This is a genomic window from Roseateles sp. NT4 (genome assembly GCF_051857475.1).
In the GTDB taxonomy this organism is placed as follows: Bacteria; Pseudomonadota; Gammaproteobacteria; order Burkholderiales; family Burkholderiaceae_C; genus Pelomonas.
On the sequence record NZ_JBPZGZ010000006.1, the window covers coordinates 56,270 to 73,550 of the forward strand.

Consider the following 17,281-nt stretch of genomic DNA (forward strand, 5'->3'; position numbering starts at 1 on the left):
ATGAGCTACTTCGAACACATCCAGCCCATCCGCTACGAGGGCGCCGACAGCCCCAACGAACTGTCCTTCAAGCACTACGACAAGGACCGCCTCGTGCTGGGCAAGCGCATGGAAGACCACCTGCGCTTTGCCGCCTGCTACTGGCACAACTTCGTGTGGACTGGCCTGGACCCCTTCGGCGGCGCGACCTTCGAGCGCCCCTGGTTCCAGGGTGGCACGCCCATGGAGCTGGCCAAGGCCAAGGCCGATGCCGCCTTCGAGTTCTTTGCCAAGCTCGGCGTGCCCTACTACTGCTTCCATGACCGCGACGTCGCTCCCGAAGGCGCCACGCCGCGCGAGAGCCACGACAACTTTCTGCGCATCGTCGACGTGCTCGGCGAGAAGCAGCAGGCCACCGGCCTCAAGCTGCTGTGGGGCACGGCCAATCTGTTCAGCCACCGCCGCTTCATGTCGGGCGCGGCCAGCAACCCCGACCCGGCCCTGTTCGCCATGGCCGCCCTGCAGGTGCGCGATGCGATGGACGCGACGCTCAAGCTGGGGGGCGAGAACTATGTGCTCTGGGGCGGCCGCGAAGGCTACGAGACCCTGCTGAACACGCGCCTGGGCCAGGAGATGGACCAGCTGGGCCGCTTCCTCGACATGGTGGTCGAGTACAAGCACAAGATCGGCTTCAAGGGCGCCATCCTCATCGAGCCCAAGCCGCGCGAACCGTCCAAGCACCAGTACGACTTCGACACGGCCACGGTCTACGGTTTCCTGGTTCGCTACGGCCTCGAGAAGGAGGTCAAGGTCAACATCGAGGCCAACCACGCCACGCTGTCGGGCCACAGCTTCGAGCATGAGATCGCCACCGCCGGCGCCCTGGGCATCCTCGGCAGCCTGGACATGAACCGCGGCGACCCGCAGCTGGGCTGGGACACCGACCAGTTCCCCAACAACGTGCCCGAGATGGCCGTGGCTCTTTACCACGTGCTGCAGGCCGGTGGCCTGGGCTCGGGCGGCCTGAACTTCGACGCCAAGGTGCGCCGCCAGTCCATCGACGCGGCCGACCTCTTCCACGGCCACATCGGCGGCATGGATGTCTGCGCCCAGGCCCTGCTGATCGCCGAAAAGATGATCAACGACGGCCGACTGAAAGCCGCTGTGGACAGCCGTTATGCCGGCTGGGACAGCGCCGCCGGCCAGGACATCCTGCAGGGTCGCCGCTCCTTGAGCGACCTCGCCGACCAGGTGCTCGAGACCAACACCGACGTCGCGCCCGTCTCGGGCCGCCAGGAAGTCTTCGAGAACCTCGTCAACCGCTTCTGCGCTTGATGTCGCCCCTTCGGTTCCCCACACCTCAGCACATCCGGGCCGACAACGCTGCCATGAAGAACACCCGCCTTCGCAAGCGCCGCGCCGGTCCGCGCGGGCGATGTTGCTGATGACTGATTTCCCGCCGAACCAGCCCTAGTCCACAGAGACAGATCACAACGAGGAGACACCCGTGAAGACACTTCAACGCACCGCCATATCCCTGGCCGCGGCACAGGCCGCCCTGCTCTGCAGCGGCATGGCCTGGGCCCAGACAGCCCCCGCCCCGGCCGCCGCCGCTTCCGCGCCTGAAGCCAAGGCGCAGAAGATCGAGACCGTCACCGTCAGCGGCCGCCGCGCCGCCATCCAGTCAGCCCAGAAGATCAAGCAGGACGCCGACGAGATCGTCGACTCCGTCAATGCCGACGACATCGGCAAGCTGCCCGACAAGTCCGTCACCGAGGTGCTGCAGCGCATCGTCGGCGTGACCATCGACCGCACCATGGCCAAGGGCGACCCCGAGCACTACTCGGTGGAAGGCTCCAGCGTCAACATCCGCGGCCTGTCCTATGTGCGGTCCGAAGTGAACGGCCGCGACACCTTCTCGGCCAACGGCGGCCGCGCGCTGAACTTCGAGGACGTGCCGCCCGAGCTGATGGCCGGCGTGGACGTCTACAAGAACCCGTCGGCAGAGCAGGTCGAAGGCGCCGTCGGCGGCCTGGTCAACCTGCGCACGGCCATGCCCTTCGACTACCAGGGCCTGAAGGGTGCCATCACGCTGGGCGGCAACTACAACGACCTGCAAGGCAAGTGGAGCCCCGCCGCCTCGGGCCTGATCTCCAACCGCTGGAAGACCGATGCCGGCGAGTTCGGCGCCCTGCTGAGCCTGGCGCGCAGCAAGACCACGACCCGCACCGATCTCTGGCAGGCCGAGCCCTACTACAACATCGACGGCACGCACTGGGCACCCAAGGGTGCACAGTGGCGCGATTCGACTTTCGACCGCACCCGCGAAGGCAGCTACGGTGCCCTGCAGTGGAAGAAGGACGACATCAGCAGCTCGCTGACCTACTTCGAGTCCAAGTACCGCATGCACTGGGACGAGAACGCGCTGTTCGCCCAGTCCACCCCGGGCAACCTGAAACTCTCCTCCGGCGCCACTTACGGCCCCAACGGCGCCTTGCTGACCGGCACGCTGACCGACCCGGCCGACGGCGGCATCAACTTCGGCGCCGACACGCGCTACATGACGCGGGACTCCAAGACCCGCGACCTGGGTTGGAACCTGAAGTGGAAGGCCAGCGACCGCTGGAGCTTCAGCACCGACCTGCAGATCGTCAAGTCCAAGACCAACGCCTTCGACTCCACCGTCGCCACCGGCCTGCAGATGCCCAAGGAAACGCTGGACCTGTCGGGCTCGACGCCGCGCGTCGTCTTCGACGCGGCCGACCTGGCCGGCCTGAAAGACCTGGGCAATTACTACTGGGCGTTCACGATGGAACACCTGGACCGCAGCAAGGCCGACTCCAAGGTCTGGCGCGCGGATGCCAGGTTCAACTTCGACAGCGCCGTGCTGCAGGACCTGCGCTTCGGCATCCGCCTGTCCGACCGCAACGCGACGACCATCAACTCGACGCCGAGCTACAACTGGCAGGCCATCACCCAGACCTGGCAACAGGGTTGGGACATCAGCCACGTGGCGCGCCTGAACGACCCGCGCTTCAACGCCCCCGTCACGCTGCACGAGTTCAAGAACTTCTTCGGCGGCCAGAGCGTGCCCAGCATCTATGTGCCGGCCGTGTCGCTGGCCCAGGGCTACCCGGGCACCTACGCCGACCTGCATAAGTACCACGACATCCTCTGCGCCGAACAGGCCGCGGCGCAGGGCTGGAGCAGCGGCTGCGCGACCTGGGCGCCCGCCACCTTCGGCACCGACCCGCTGGGCACCAACGAGCAGCACGAGAAGACCCAGGCCGTCTACAGCCAGCTGCGCTTCGGCTGGGACAACCAGCCCATGCCGGTGGACGGCAACGTCGGCCTGCGCGTCGTGCGCACCGACATGAAGGCCGCCGGCTACATGGTCTTCACGAACAACGCGCCGACGCTACAGCCCGGCCAGGCAGTCGGTGGCGTGCCAATCCCGGCCGTCAGTGCCTTCGCCAAGTCGCTGGACGCGGGCCAGACCTACACCAATGTGCTGCCCAGCCTGAACCTGCGCCTCAAGGCGAGCGACCAGCTGCAGTTCCGCTTTGCTGCGGCCCAGGCCATCTCGCGACCGGACTTCTCCGACATGCAGGCCTACACGGCCCTGTCGCTGGACACCCAGAAGCACACCGTAGGCAACACCGTCGTCATCGACAGCGTGAGCCTCACCGGCAAGGCCAACGGCAACCCGCTGCTCAAGCCCGTCAAGTCCAACCAGCTGGACCTGACCGGCGAGTGGTACTTCTCCAAGACCGGCTCGCTGACCGTCGCGCTGTTCGACAAGGAGCTCAAGGACGTCATCGTCAAGCAGTCGGCCACCACCACGCTGCGCGACGGCGCCGGCAACCCGGTCAACTTCACCATCACCTCACCGGTCAATGGCGCCAAGGGCCACGCCCGCGGCCTGGAGATCGCCTTCCAGCGCTACCTGGACATGCTGCCGGGCTGGCTGTCGGGCATCGGCGTGCAGGCCAACTACACCTATGTCGACAGCAAGACCAAGCCCTACAACCCGGTCATGTCAGCCTATTGCAGCGGCACCAGCACCGGCCCGGAGAACTTCAACCTCAACATCAACGGTTGCGACACCGACGGCCGCACCTTCGGCAACCTGCCACTGATCAACCTGTCCAAGAACGCCTACAACCTGGCCCTGCTGTACGACTACGGCCCGGTCTCGGCGCGCGTGGCCTACAGCTGGCGATCCAAGTACCTGCAGGGCGTCAATGTCAACGGCACCAACGGCGGCGACGGCCAGCTGCCCAACGCGGGTGGCGGCGTGGCCTGGGCCTTGCCGACCTGGAGCGATGCCTATGGCCAGCTCGACGCCGGCGTCACCTACCGCTTCAGCGACAACTTCAGCATGAGCCTGGAAGGGCAGAACCTGAACAACGCGCTGGCACGGCAGCTGATGCAGCAGCACATCGGCTTCATGACCCGCGGCGTGAACTACACCGGCCGCCGCTACTCGGTGCAGGCCAGCTACTCTTTCTGAGCGTTGGCAACGCCCGGCGGCCGCCCAGGCCGTCGGGCTTCTCCGGAAACCCGATGAAGACAACATCCCTTCCCCCGGTCTTGGCGGCGGTCCTGGCCTGCCTGTTGAGCACGGCCCAGGCCGCCGAACTGCCCCGCCTCGTCTCCCAGGACGGCCGCCACGCCCTGCTCGTCGACGGCAAGCCCTTCCTCATCCTCGGCGCCCAGGCCCACAACTCCAGCAACTACCCCGGCGCGCTGAAGCCGGTCTGGGATGCGGCCAATGACCTCAAGGCCAACACCGTGCTGATGCCGGTGGCCTGGGAACAGGTGGAGCCCGTGGAAGGGAAGTTCGACTTCAGCTTCGTCGACACCCTGGTCAAGCAGGCGCGCCAGCAGAAGAAGCGGCTGGTCATCCTGTGGTTCGCCACGTGGAAGAACACCAGCGCCCAGTACGCGCCCGAATGGGTCAAGCTCAACCCCGAGCGCTTCCCGGCCATGAAGGACCAGGACGGCAAGCCCAGCTACTGCCTCAGCCCTTTCGGCAGCGAGACGCTGAAGGCCGACAAGAAGGCCTTCGTCGCGCTGATGGGCCATCTGAAGCAGATCGACTCGACGGACCGCACCGTGCTGATGGTGCAGGTCGAGAACGAGGTCGGTACCTATGGCCTTGTGCGCGACTTTGCGCCGGCCGCGCAGACCGCTTTCGAGCAGCCCGTGCCGGCCGCCGTGCTGGCGCACAAGAAGCCCGTCGCCGCAGCCACCGGCAACTGGCGCGAGGTCTACGGCCCTTATGCCGACGAGTACTTCCATGCGTGGGCCATCGCCCGCTATATCGGCGAGATCGCCAAGGCCGGCCGCGCCGTCTACGACCTGCCCATGTATGTCAACAACGCACTGCGCAACCCGCTGGACCAGCCGCCCAAGCCCTGGAACAAGGACTTCGCCAGTGGTGGCCCGACCTGGGACGTCATCGACATCTACAAGGCCGCCGCACCGGCCATCGACATTGCGAGCCCGGATATCTACACGCCCGACTCCGAGCAGGTGAACGCCAACCTGCGCCTGTTCGGCCGCCGCGACAACCCGCTGTGGATTCCGGAGATCGGCACCAAGCCGGCCTATGGTCGCTTCCTGTACGCCATGCTGGGCCGCGGCGCCATCGGCGTCTCGCCCTTCGGCATCGACTACTTCAACTACACCAACCATCCCCTGGGCACAACGGCCACGGACAAGACCCTGGTCGAGCCCTTCGAGCCGGTCTACCGCATGTTCGCGCCCATCCAGCGCCAATGGGCGCAATGGGCCTTCGATGGCAAGACGCAGGGCATCGGCGAGGCCGACGACCGCAAGCCCCAGCAGCTGGACTTCCCTGGTTGGACGGCCAAGCTGACCTACCGCCTCGGCCGCTTCGGCGAAGCCGCCTGGGGTGGCGAGTTCGCCAAGCCGACACCTGGCACCGAGAACCCCAATGGCGGCGTTGCCATGGCTCAGATCGCGCCGGATGAGTTCCTGCTCGTCGGCCAACGGGTGCGCGTGCGCATGGAGGCGGCGGAGGGCACGAAAGGCATGATGCTGCGCGCCGAGCAGGGCAGGTTCGACGCCCAGGGCCGCTGGGTCATGGAGCGCGTCTGGAACGGCGACCAGGTCGACTACGGCCTGAACCTGCCGGCCGAGCCCGTCATGCTCAAGGTCAAGATGGGCCGCCCCCGTTAAGCCCATGCTGCGTCGCGTCCTGCTGTCATTGGCGCTGGGCTTGGCCCTGCCGCTGCAGGCGGCCGAGCTGGTGCTGCGCTATGCCCAACCCGCGCCGGACACGGCCCAGGGTTGGGAGCAGCAGGCCCTGCCCATCGGCAACGGCCGGCTGGGTGCCATGCTGTTTGGCCAGGTCACGCGTGACCGGCTGCAGTTCAACGACATCACGCTGTGGACGGGCGACACCCAGGCCATGGGCGCCTACCAGCCTTTTGGTGATGTGGTGCTGGAACTGGATGACGACGCGCCGGTGAGCGACTACCGCCGCGAGCTGGACATCGCGCATGCCATCAACCGTCTCAGCTACACACAGGCCGGCGTGCGCTTCGCCCGCGAAGCCCTTGCCAGCCATCCGGCTCAGGTCGTCGCCTGGCGGCTGACGGCCGACCAGCCCGGCCGCTACAACGGTCGCATTGCGCTGACCGACAGGCATGGCGCGGCCCTCTCCGCCGCCAACCAGACACTGACCGCCGTGGGCTCGCTGTCCAACGGTCTCACCTACGCCAGCCAGTTGCGCGTGGTCAACGAAGGCGGCAGCGTCGCCATCGACGGCAACACCCTGGTCTTTCGCGGCTGCCATGCCCTGACCCTCATCCTCGGCGCCGGCACCAGCTTTGCCGATGGCCAGCCACCGCTGCCACGCGTCCAGACTCAGGTTACTGCCGCCAAGCCTTGGTCGAAGCTTCGCGAGGATCACGAACGCGATGTCGCCCGGCTGCTTGGTCGCGTGCAGCTCAACCTCGGCAGCACGCCGCCCCAGCGCCGCGCGTTGACGACCGATGCACGCTTGGTCGCCTACACCACGGACGGCGGCGACCCCGAGCTGGAGGCCCTCTACTTCCAGTTCGGCCGCTACCTGCTCGTCAGCAGCTCGCGCGACTCCCTGCCCGCCAATCTGCAGGGCCTGTGGAACGACAGCCTGACCCCGCCGTGGAACAGCGACTACCACTCCAACATCAATCTGCAGATGAACTATTGGCCGGCCGAGGTGACCCACCTCGCCGAGGCCGCGCGGCCCCTGCACCGCTTTGTGCAGCGCCTGATTCCCGAGTGGCGCAAGCCCATCGCCGAACGCGCGGCCCAGGCCTTGAAGGACCCGAAGTCGCTGCCACCCGAGACCCCACCCTGGGACAACTCCGTCCAGCCGCCCATCGAGACCTTCCTGACCCGGGACGGCCAACCTGTGCGCGGCTGGACGCTGCGCACCGAGACCAATCCCTTTGGCGCCATGGGCTATCTGTGGAACATGACGGGCAATGCCTGGTATGCGCGCCACTTCTGGGAGCACTACGCCTACACCCAGGACAAGGCCTGGCTGCGCGACACCGCTTGGCCGGTGCTGAAGGAAGTGGGCGAGTTCTGGGAAGACCGGCTCAAGGAGACGCCCGACGGCAGGCTGGATGCGCCCAATGGCTGGTCGCCCGAGCATGGGCCCATCCAGGATGGCGTGGCCTATGACCAGCAGATCCTGTGGGACCACTTCGACAACCTGGCCCAGGCCGCGGCGGTGCTGGGTGACAAGGACGCGCAAGCCAAGGCCACCGGCATCCGCGACCGCCTGGCCGGCCCGCGTATCGGCAGCTGGGGCCAGCTGCTGGAGTGGCAGGGCGAACTGAAGGACCCGCTGCTGGACACACCACGCGACACCCACCGCCACGTCTCGCATCTGTTCGCCCTCTTCCCCGGCCGCCAGATCTCGCCAGCGCGCACGCCCGAACTGGCCGCCGCCGCACGCAGGACGCTGGAGGCCCGCGGCGACGTCAGCACCGGCTGGTCCATGGCCTGGAAGATGGCCTACTGGGCGCGGCTGCGCGATGGCGACCATGCCCACCGGCTGCTGCGCGGCCTGCTCGCCACGCCGGGTGCCAAGCCCGCAGTACCGGGCGCCGAGGTGCACCAGGGCGGCACCTATCCCAATCTCTTCGACACCCATCCCCCCTTCCAGATCGATGGCAATTTCGGCGCCACAGCGGCCATCGCCGAGATGCTGCTGCAGTCGCAGGACGGCGGCGTCATCGACCTGCTGCCCGCCCTGCCTGCCGCGTGGCCCGAGGGCTCGGTCAAGGGTCTGCGCGCCCGCGGCGGCTTCGAGGTCGACATCGCCTGGGCCCGCGGTCGCGTCACGAGCGCCACCGTGCGCTCGGTGGCCGGTGCCGGCGGCGGGCGTGTGCGCATCGGCGATCGCATCGTCGACCTGAATCTCAAGCCCGGCCAAGCCAGGACCTTGCACTGATGATGAATCGCCTCCCTCTCGCCCTCCTCGTCGCCCTGCCGCTGACAGCGCAGTCACTCGACCTCGACAAGGGCTGGTCCATCGCCGTCACCGATTTCGAAGGCAAAGCCAAGCTCGCTGGCGACCGCGTCACGGTGCCCAAGCCCACCAACCCGCGCGTGCCGGACAGCCATGTCGCTGCCCGCCGTAGTGCCGACGGCACACTGACACTGCAGTTCAGCAACAGCTGGATCGCCCAGCTGCGCTGGCAGGATGGCAAGCCGCTGGACCTGAATCCCTATCTCGCCCAAGGCACCGTCGAGTTCGACCTGAACGTCATCGACCTCGCCCACGGCGGCATGAAGTTCAAGCTCGGCTGCGGCAAGGACTGCGAGCGCAAGATCCCCTATCTCTTCGCCGGCCGGGAGTTGATCGGCAAGGGCCGCCAGCACATGGCCTTCGCCCTGAAATGCTTCTGGCGCGAGGGCGACGACTTCTCCAACGTCGACATTCCCTTCACGCTGGAAGGCACGGGCAGCGGCGAGCTGCAGATCAGCAAGCTGCGCATCAACAAACAAGGCAAGGCCACCACGGCCTGCCCCGACTACCGCAAGCAATCCGTCACGCCCGAGCGTCTGCAGGAGTCCTGGGCCGTGGACTGGTGGCTGCCGCGGCATGAGCAGAAGCTCGCCGAGATCCAGGCCCACCGCGAGGCCGGCCGGCGTGTCGACCTCGTCTTCCTCGGCGACTCCATCACGCAAGGCTGGGAGAACGAAGGCAAGGCGGCCTGGGCCCAGTCGTTCGCCAAGTACAACGCCGTCGCTCTCGGCTTTGGCGGCGACCGCACCGAGAACCTGCTGTGGCGACTGCAGCACGGCGAGCTGGACGGCATGAGCCCGAAGGCCGTCGTCATGATGATCGGCACCAACAACACCGGCGACCGCCTCGAGGACCCGGCGCTGACCCTCGCCGGCATCCAGAAGAACCTCGACGAGATCCGCCGCCGGCAGCCTCAGGCCAAGGTGCTGCTGCTGGCCCTGTTCCCGCGCGGCGAGAAGCCCGACGACCTCATGCGCCGCCACAACGCCCGCATCAATGCGCTGCTGCCGCAACTGGCCGACGGCAAGCAGGTCGTCTTCCTCGACATCGGCCGCGCGCTGACCAACCCGGACGGCACGCTGTCCAAGGACATCCTGCCGGACTGGCTGCACCTCAGCCCGGCCGGCTACGAGATCTGGGCCCGCAGCCTGGACACCACTTTGACTCCCCTGCTGGCGCCCTGACGGCAACGGCCTCTCCATGACTTCCCTGACCTACTCCAGCCCCTTCCCCGCCGACTTCCTGTTCGGCGTCGCCGCCGCCGCCCCACAGATCGAAGGCGCCGCCTTCACCGACGGCAAGGGCGAATCCATCTGGGACCGCTTCAGCCGCCAGCCCGGCAAGGTGCATGACGGCGACACGCTCGACGTGGCCTGCGACCACTACAACCGCTTCGACGAAGACTTCGCGCTGATGGCCTCACTCGGCCTCAAGGCCTACCGCCTGTCCCTGGCCTGGCCGCGTATCTACCCGAACGGTGATGGCGAGCTGAACCCCGCCGGCCTGGACTTCTATCACCGCCTCTTCGCCAGCATGAAGAAGCATGGCATCACGCCCTGGGTGACACTGTTCCACTGGGACCTGCCCCAGGCCCTGGAGGACCGCGGCGGCTGGACCTCGCGCGTGACGGTGGACGCCTTCGCCCGCTATGCCGACACCGTCGTGAAGGCCTTCGCCGGCGAGGTCCAGCACTGGATCACGATGAACGAGATCCGCTGCTTCACGCAGCTGGCCTATGGCTATGGCACCAAGGCGCCGGGCCGCACCGAGAGCGCGGCCGTCGTCAACCAGACCTTCCACCACGCCCTGCTCTGCCACGGCCATGGCGTGCGCGCGGTGCGCGAGTTCGGCGGCGCCGGTGCCCAGGTCGGCCTGACGGACAACCTCGACGTCTGCATCCCCGTCACCGAGACGCCCGCCGACATCGCCGCCGCCAAGGCCTGGTTCCTGGAGAAGAACGCCCATGTGCTGGGCGCCATGCATGCCGGCCACTACCCGGCCGACTACCTGGACCGCGCCGGTGCCGATGCGCCTCAGGTCCAGCCAGGCGACTTCGACCTCATCAGCCTGCCGACCGACCACCTCGGCCTCAACATCTACACCGGCACCTATGTGCGCGCCGGCAGGAACGGCGCGGCCTTCGAAGCGCTGGCCAACCCGGTGAACTACCCGCGTGCCGACAGCCCCTGGCTGCGCCTGGTGCCCCAGTCCATCTACTGGGCCACGCGCCTGGCGGCCGAGTGCTACGGCCACCAGAGCCTCTACATCACCGAGAACGGCTGCGGCTACAACGACGAGCCGGTCGTGAACGGCGAGGTGCTGGACCTGCACCGCCGCGACTTCCTGCGCAACCACCTGCGCGAAGCCCACCGCGCGATTGGCGACGGCGTGCCGCTGCACGGCTACTTCCTGTGGAGCTTCATCGACAACTACGAGTGGGAAGACGGCTACCAGCGCCGGTTCGGCATCGTGCACTGCGACTACGCCACGCAGCTGCGCACGCCCAAGCTCTCGGCGCATTACTACGCCGATGTCATCCGCGAGCACCGCATCCTCTGACCTGAAACCGGGCTGAAACCGTGACGCCTATATTCCTCGCGCCGCAGCGGATTTCCGCCCGCCTCGCGGCCTAACGAGGACTCCCCATGACCCTGACCCGCCCCCTGCGCCGCCGCCAACTGCTTGCCACCGCCACACTGCCGGCGCTCGCGCCTGCCGCATGGGCCGCACCCCGGCAGCGCGCTGCCGCGCCGGCGATGACAGCGCTGACTTACTCCAGCCCCTTCCCGGCCGACTTCGCCTTCGGCGTCGCCGCGGCCTCCGCGCAGATCGAAGGCGCGGCCTTCGAGGACGGCAAGGGCGAATCCGTCTGGGACCGCTTCGCGCGCATCCCCGGCAAGGTCTACCAGGGCCACACGCCGGACGTGGCCTGCGACCACTACCACCGCTTCGGCGAGGACTTCGCGCTGATGGCCTCGCTCGGCATCAAGAAGTACCGCCTGTCCATCGCCTGGCCGCGCATCTACCCGAATGGCGACGGCGCGCTGAACCCCAAGGGGCTGGACTTCTACCGCCGCCTCTTCGCCAGCATGAAGAAGCATGGCATCGAGCCCTGGGTGACCCTCTTCCACTGGGACCTGCCCCAGGCCCTGGAAGAGCGCGGCGGCTGGACCTCGCGCGTGACCGTCGACGCCTTCGCCCGCTACGCCGACACCGTCGTCCAGGCCTTCGCCGGTGAGGTCAAGCACTGGATCACCTTGAACGAGATCCTCTGCTTCACCCTGCTGGGCTACGGCACCGGCAGCAAGGCGCCGGGCCGCAAGGAAAGCGCCAAGGTCGTCAACCAGACCTATCACCACGCGCTGCTGTGCCACGGACACGGCGTGCGTGCCGTGCGGGCCTTCGGCGGCAAGGGTGCCGTCGTGGGCCTGACCGACAACTGCGGTGTATCAGTGCCCGTGACGGAGACGCCGGCCGACATCGCCGCCGCCAAGGCCTGGTTCATCGACAGGAACGCCCAGGTGCTGGGTGCCATCCATGCCGGCAAATACACCGCCAACTTCCTGGCCCGCGTGGGTGCCGACGCGCCCGATGTGCAGCCCGGCGACTTCGCCCTCATCAGCCTGCCGACCGACTTCCTGGGCCTCAACATCTACAGCGCCACCTTCGTGCGCGCCGGCAGGAACGGCGCCGCCTACGAGGCCCTGCCCCACCCGGTCAACTACCCGCGCGCCGACAGCCCCTGGCTGCGCCTGGTGCCCCAGTCCATCTACTGGGCCACGCGCTTCTCCGCCGAGTGCTACGGCCACCAGGCCCTCTACATCACCGAGAACGGCTGCGGCTATGACACGGAGCCCGTCGTCAACGGCGAGGTGCTGGACCTGCACCGCCGCGACTACGTGCGCAACCACCTGCGCGAGGCCCACCGCGCCATTGCCGACGGCGTGCCGCTGAAGGGCTACTTCCTGTGGTCCTTCATCGACAACTACGAGTGGGAAGACGGCTACCAGCGCCGCTTCGGCATCGTGCATTGCGACTACGAGACGCAGGTGCGCACGCCCAAGCTCTCCGCCCGCTATTACTCCGACGTCATCCGGGAACGAAAAGTCTTGTGAACACCAGCACCCTCCACATGGCGCAGGCCGCGCCGCCTGCCACCGACCGCCTGCCGCTGAAGCAGAAGATCGGCTTCGGCCTCGGCTCCGTCCTCGACATGTGGGGGCACTGGCTCTATGCCTCGCTGGCCTTCCAGGTCTTCAACATCTTCCTGGGCGTGGCACCCGGGCTGATCTCGACGGTGCAGGCCATCAAGATCTTCATCGACGCCGGCTCCGACGCGGTGTTCGGATGGCTGTCCGACAACACACGCAGCCGCTACGGCCGGCGCCGGCCCTTCATCCTCGTCGGCGGCGTGCTGGCGGGCATCGGCCTGCCGCTGATGTTCGCCGTCGGCAAGGGCTGGACCGACACGCAGTACTTCGTCTTCATGCTGATCAGCATGGTGATCTATGTGCCGGTCATGAGCTGCTTCAACATGCCCTGGGTCAGCCTGGGCGCGGAGATGACGCCGGACTATCACGAGCGCACCAGCCTGATGGCGGTGCGCAACGCCATCCAGAAGGGGCCCGAGCTGGCGATGTTCTTCGCCGCGCAGTTCACGACCCTGTCCCTCTTCAACGGCGCCGACGGCAAGCCCGACATCCTGCGCGGCGCGCAGGTCTACACCGGCATCCTCGGCGCCATCATGGTGGCCGTCTCCATCGCCATCTTCCTGCTGGTGCGCGAGCGCTACTACGAGAAGCTGGTGTCGCAGTCGCAGGCCCGCATCCCGCTGGCCGACACGCTGTGGCGCACGCTGCGCTGCCAGCCCTTCCGCGCCGTGTTGACCATGTCACTGGCCTACAGCATCGGCACGGCCATGGTCGGGGCCCTGGGCTACTACGCCACCGTCTACTACGTCTGCAAGGGCGACGTCGTGCTGGCGACGAAATGGAACACCGCCATGGGCCTGGCAGGCATGGGCTTCGGCTTCGCCGGCATCCCCTTCTTCTCGTGGATCGCTCGCCGCTGGGGCAAGCGCACCGGCCTGGCCTGCGTGCTGGCCCTGGCCATCTGCGCCTTCATCGGCGACTGGTGGCTCTACGACCCTGAACTGCCGGTGCTGCAGCTCTTCGCCTGCGGCTTCGTGGCTTTCACGGGTGCGGGCTTCTGGACGCTGTATGCCGCCACCATCGGCGACGTTGTCGACTACGACGAGTCCCAGACCGGGCAGCGCCGCGAGGGCTCGTTCTCGGCCTGCCAGTCCTGGATCTCCAAGGTCGGCATCGCCCTGGGCGTGGGCGCCTCGGGCTGGATCCTGCAGTTCACCGGCTTCGACGCCAAGCAGGCCGTGCAAGATCCCAACGCCATCTTCTGGATACGCATCCTGCTGTCGGGCATCCCCGTCATCGGCCTGGTGCTGGCCCTGATCGCCATCCTGCGCTTCCCGCTGACGGAAGGTCGCATGCTCGAGATCCGCGGCAGGCTGGAAGCCACGCGGGGCACGGTATGACGTTGTCGCGTCGCATGGCCGTGCAGGCCGCGCTCGCCGGCGCGTCCTTGCCGGCGCTCGCAGCGCCGCGTGCTGGCCTTGGCATCGAAGGCCAGCGCCGGGCCGATCGCGGCGACGGGACCTATCTGAATCCCATCGTCCCCGGCGATCACGCCGATCCCACCATCCTCAAGGACGGTGCCGACTACTGGATGACGTTCTCGTCCTTCCAGTCCTACCCCGGTGCCGTCCTCTGGCACTCGACGGACCTGGTGAACTGGGCGCCTGTCACGGCCGCACTCACGCAGCCCATCGGCACGGTCTGGGCCATGGACCTGATCAAGCATCAGGGCCGATATTTCATCTACATCCCGGTGCTGCAGGACGCCGGCACCGGCATCTACGTCATTTATGCCGACGACATCCGCGGCCCGTGGAGCGCGCCCATCGACCTGAAGATCCCCGGCTGCATCGACCCCGGCCATGCGGTGGGCGAGGACGGGAAGCGCTATCTCTTCGTCAACGGCGGCCGCCGCGTGCGGCTCATGGACGATGGCCTGGCCACCGACGGCCCGCTGGAAGACAAGGCCTGGACGCCCTGGCAGTACCCCAAGGACTGGGTCGTCGAGATGTTCGCGCCCGAAGGCCCCAAGCTGCTGAAGCGCGGGGAGTGGTTCTATCTGGTCTCGGCCGTCGGTGGCACCGCCGGGCCTCCCACCAGCCATATGGTCACCGTCGCCCGCTCGCGTTCGGTTCACGGGCCTTGGGCGCATTGCCCGCACAACCCCATCGTGAGGACGAAAAGCGCCAGCGAACCCTGGTGGTCGCGCGGCCATGCCAGCCTCGTCGAAGGGCCGGCGGGGGATTGGTGGATGGTCTATCACGGCTACGAAAACGGCTTTCGCACGCTGGGCCGCCAGGCCTTGCTGGAGCCGGTCGAGTGGACGAAGGATGGCTGGCCGCGCGCCAAGGGCGGCACGCTGGACCGACCGCTGCCCAAGCCGCGCGGTGGGAAGGTGAGCTCGAATGGCGCCGCACTGTCAGACGACTTCTCGCGCAACCGCCTGGGCGTGCAGTGGACCTTTCACGCGCCCGGCCCTGATGAACTCTCGCGCCTGCGCTGGGACAACAACAGCCTCTCGATGCGCGGCAAGGGCAAGTCGCTGGCCGATTGCTCGCCGCTGGTCTGCATCACCGGCGATCGCAGCTATGAGTGCAGCGTCGAGCTGGAGATCAATGGCGAAGGCCATGGCGGCCTGGGCCTGTTCTACGACGAGCGCGGCCATGTCGGCATCGGCTTCAGCACGACGCAGCTGCTGACCTATGGCTACGGCCAGGAGCACGCGTGGATGCGCGAATCCATGGCCACGCGCCGGGTTCGCACCCACCTGAGCAACCGCGAGAACGTCATCACCTTCCGCTACTCGCGGGACGACGGCAGAACCTGGGTCCAGCACCCCTGGCAGATGGAAGTCTCGGGCCTGCACCACAACGTCTTCGGCGGCTTCGTGTCCCTGCGCATCGCGCTGTTCAGCGCCGGCGCAGGCGAGGTGACCGCCCGCAACTTCATCTACCGAGGCCTGACCGCATGACTTCTCGCCGCCAACTCATCGCTGCCGCCGCTGCATTGCCGCTGGCGGTTCACGCCAGGCCGGCCCAGCGCCGCATCGTGCTCGATCTGGCCCAGGCCAGGCAGCCGCTGGACCGCTTCTTCGACCACTGTGTCGGCGCCGACTATCCCGGCACCACCTACCGCGAGGACGCGCTGGCCCAGCTGAAGACGACCGTCGACGAGCTGGGCTTTCGCTATCTGCGCTTCCACGCCATCTTTCATGACGTGTTCAAGACCGTCACCCGCGATGCGAGTGGTCAGCTGGTGTTCGACTTCACCAACATCGACAAGCTCTACGACGCGATGCTGGCCCGGCGCATCAAGCCCTTTGTCGAGCTGGGCTTCACGCCGCTGGCGCTGAAGACTTCGGACAACAAGATCTTCTACTGGGAGGGCAACACCTCCCACCCCGAGCCCAACGGCTGGGTCGCACTGATCGAGGCCTTCACCCGCCACTTGCTGCAGCGCTATGGCGCGACCGAGGTGCGCAGCTGGTACTTCGAGGTCTGGAATGAGCCCAACCTCGACGGCTTCTGGGAAAAGGCGGATCAAAAGGCCTACTTCGACCTCTACACACGCACGGCGAAGGCGATCAAGGCGATCGATCCGCAGCTGCGCGTCGGCGGCCCGTCCACCGCTGGCGCGGCCTGGGTGCCGGAGTTCCTGGCCCACGCCAAGGCGACGAACTCGCCGGTGGACTTCATCACGACGCACACCTATGGCGTGGATGCAGGCTTCCTCGACGAGTTCGGCAAGGAAGACCGCATGCTGTCGCCCAACCCCGATGCCATCGTGGGCGACGTGAAGCGCGTTCGCAAGGAAATCGAAGCCTCGCATCTGCCCGGCCTGCCCCTCTTCTTCACCGAATGGAGCACCAGCTACAACCCGCGCGACCTCGTGCATGACTCGTACATGAGCGCGGCCTATGTGCTGACCAAGCTGAAGGCGTCGCAGGGGCTGGCCCAGCACATGAGCTACTGGGTCTACAGCGATCTCTTCGAAGAACCGGGACCGCCGGACGCGCCCTTCCATGGCGGCTTCGGCCTGATGACGCGCGAGGGCGTGCGCAAGCCGGTGTGGTTTGCCTATCGCTATCTCGCGGCCCTCCAAGGCAAGGAGATTCCCGCGAAAGATGGCTTCACCTGGGCCGCCACCGACGGCCAGCAGGTCCAGGCCCTGGTCTGGGACTGGCGCAACCCCGACCAGCAGGTCAGCAATCGCAGCTATTTCGGCAAGCCGCGGCCTTCACACGACGTGGGCACGGCGACCATCGAGCTGCGGCATCTGCCGCCGGGCCGCTACCAACTCACGCAACGGCGCACCGGCTATGAGCTCAACGACGCGCACACCGCCTATCTGAAGATGGGTTCACCCAAGAACCTTGATGCGAAGCAGCTCGCAGAACTGCAGGCGTTGACGACCGACAAGCCCGAAATGCAGCGCGAACTGCGCATCGGCGCCAGCGGCACGGCCACCGTCACACTGAAGCTTCGCAGCCATGACGTCGTGCAGCTGAGCCTGCAGAAGGTGAACGCATGAAGCGCCGCCACGCCCTCGCCGCATTGCTTCCCCTGGCCGGTTGTGGCGGCGGTGGCGCAGCTGC

10 protein-coding genes are annotated in these 17,281 nt (G+C 67.2%); all 10 read left to right on the forward strand.

Translation table 11 applies throughout. The features are described 5' to 3' along the window. The 10 genes from xylA (at position 1) to ACS5PN_RS27630 (ending at position 17,217) form a co-directional block, all read left to right on the forward strand. Positions 1-1,314 (forward strand): xylose isomerase, encoded by a 1,314-nt coding sequence (xylA, locus tag ACS5PN_RS27585; protein WP_439467245.1) that lies wholly within the window; start codon positions 1-3, stop codon positions 1,312-1,314. Between the two features lie 172 nt (positions 1,315-1,486). After that, complete coding sequence (locus ACS5PN_RS27590) at positions 1,487-4,492, forward strand: TonB-dependent receptor (RefSeq protein ID WP_439467246.1); 3,006 nt, start codon at positions 1,487-1,489, stop codon at positions 4,490-4,492. A 53-nt stretch (positions 4,493-4,545) separates the two neighbouring features. Continuing rightward, on the forward strand, positions 4,546-6,186 hold the full coding sequence (locus ACS5PN_RS27595; protein ID WP_439467247.1) for a DUF5597 domain-containing protein: 1,641 nt from the start codon (positions 4,546-4,548) through the stop codon (positions 6,184-6,186). 4 nt (positions 6,187-6,190) lie between these two features. After that, positions 6,191-8,458, forward strand: a complete 2,268-nt coding sequence (locus ACS5PN_RS27600) for a glycoside hydrolase family 95 protein (RefSeq protein WP_439467248.1) — start codon at positions 6,191-6,193, stop codon at positions 8,456-8,458. Positions 8,459-8,460: 2 nt separating this feature from the next. After that, entirely contained in the window at positions 8,461-9,720 is a 1,260-nt protein-coding gene (locus ACS5PN_RS27605) for a GDSL-type esterase/lipase family protein (RefSeq protein ID WP_439467249.1), read from the forward strand. A gap of 16 nt (positions 9,721-9,736) precedes the next feature. Next, positions 9,737-11,095 carry a GH1 family beta-glucosidase gene (locus ACS5PN_RS27610; protein ID WP_439467250.1) on the forward strand — a complete coding sequence of 453 codons (1,359 nt, stop codon included), beginning with the start codon at positions 9,737-9,739 and terminating at the stop codon, positions 11,093-11,095. Between the two features lie 86 nt (positions 11,096-11,181). Next, entirely contained in the window at positions 11,182-12,651 is a 1,470-nt protein-coding gene (locus ACS5PN_RS27615; RefSeq protein WP_439467251.1) for a GH1 family beta-glucosidase, read from the forward strand. Further along, positions 12,648-14,087 (forward strand): MFS transporter, encoded by a 1,440-nt coding sequence (locus tag ACS5PN_RS27620; RefSeq protein ID WP_439467252.1) that lies wholly within the window; start codon positions 12,648-12,650, stop codon positions 14,085-14,087. Before ACS5PN_RS27615 ends, ACS5PN_RS27620 begins: the two co-directional genes overlap by 4 nt. Then, entirely contained in the window at positions 14,084-15,658 is a 1,575-nt protein-coding gene (locus ACS5PN_RS27625; RefSeq protein WP_439467253.1) for a family 43 glycosylhydrolase, read from the forward strand. Before ACS5PN_RS27620 ends, ACS5PN_RS27625 begins: the two co-directional genes overlap by 4 nt. Then, entirely contained in the window at positions 15,655-17,217 is a 1,563-nt protein-coding gene (locus tag ACS5PN_RS27630) for a GH39 family glycosyl hydrolase (protein WP_439467254.1), read from the forward strand. The genes ACS5PN_RS27625 and ACS5PN_RS27630 overlap by 4 nt, the downstream gene beginning before the upstream one ends. The last annotated feature ends 64 nt before the right edge of the window (positions 17,218-17,281 follow it).

Bases quoted from the DNA above. Each gene is read 5' to 3' on its own strand.
- xylA (WP_439467245.1), top strand. From the start codon at position 1: ATGAGCTACTTCGAACACATCCAGCCCATCCGCTACGAGGGCGCCGAC.
- ACS5PN_RS27605 (WP_439467249.1), top strand. From the start codon at position 8,461: ATGAATCGCCTCCCTCTCGCCCTCCTCGTCGCCCTGCCGCTGACAGCG.
- ACS5PN_RS27630 (WP_439467254.1), top strand. From the start codon at position 15,655: ATGACTTCTCGCCGCCAACTCATCGCTGCCGCCGCTGCATTGCCGCTG.
- ACS5PN_RS27600 (WP_439467248.1), top strand. From the start codon at position 6,191: ATGCTGCGTCGCGTCCTGCTGTCATTGGCGCTGGGCTTGGCCCTGCCG.
- ACS5PN_RS27625 (WP_439467253.1), top strand. From the start codon at position 14,084: ATGACGTTGTCGCGTCGCATGGCCGTGCAGGCCGCGCTCGCCGGCGCG.
- ACS5PN_RS27595 (WP_439467247.1), top strand. From the start codon at position 4,546: ATGAAGACAACATCCCTTCCCCCGGTCTTGGCGGCGGTCCTGGCCTGC.
- ACS5PN_RS27615 (WP_439467251.1), top strand. From the start codon at position 11,182: ATGACCCTGACCCGCCCCCTGCGCCGCCGCCAACTGCTTGCCACCGCC.
- ACS5PN_RS27610 (WP_439467250.1), top strand. From the start codon at position 9,737: ATGACTTCCCTGACCTACTCCAGCCCCTTCCCCGCCGACTTCCTGTTC.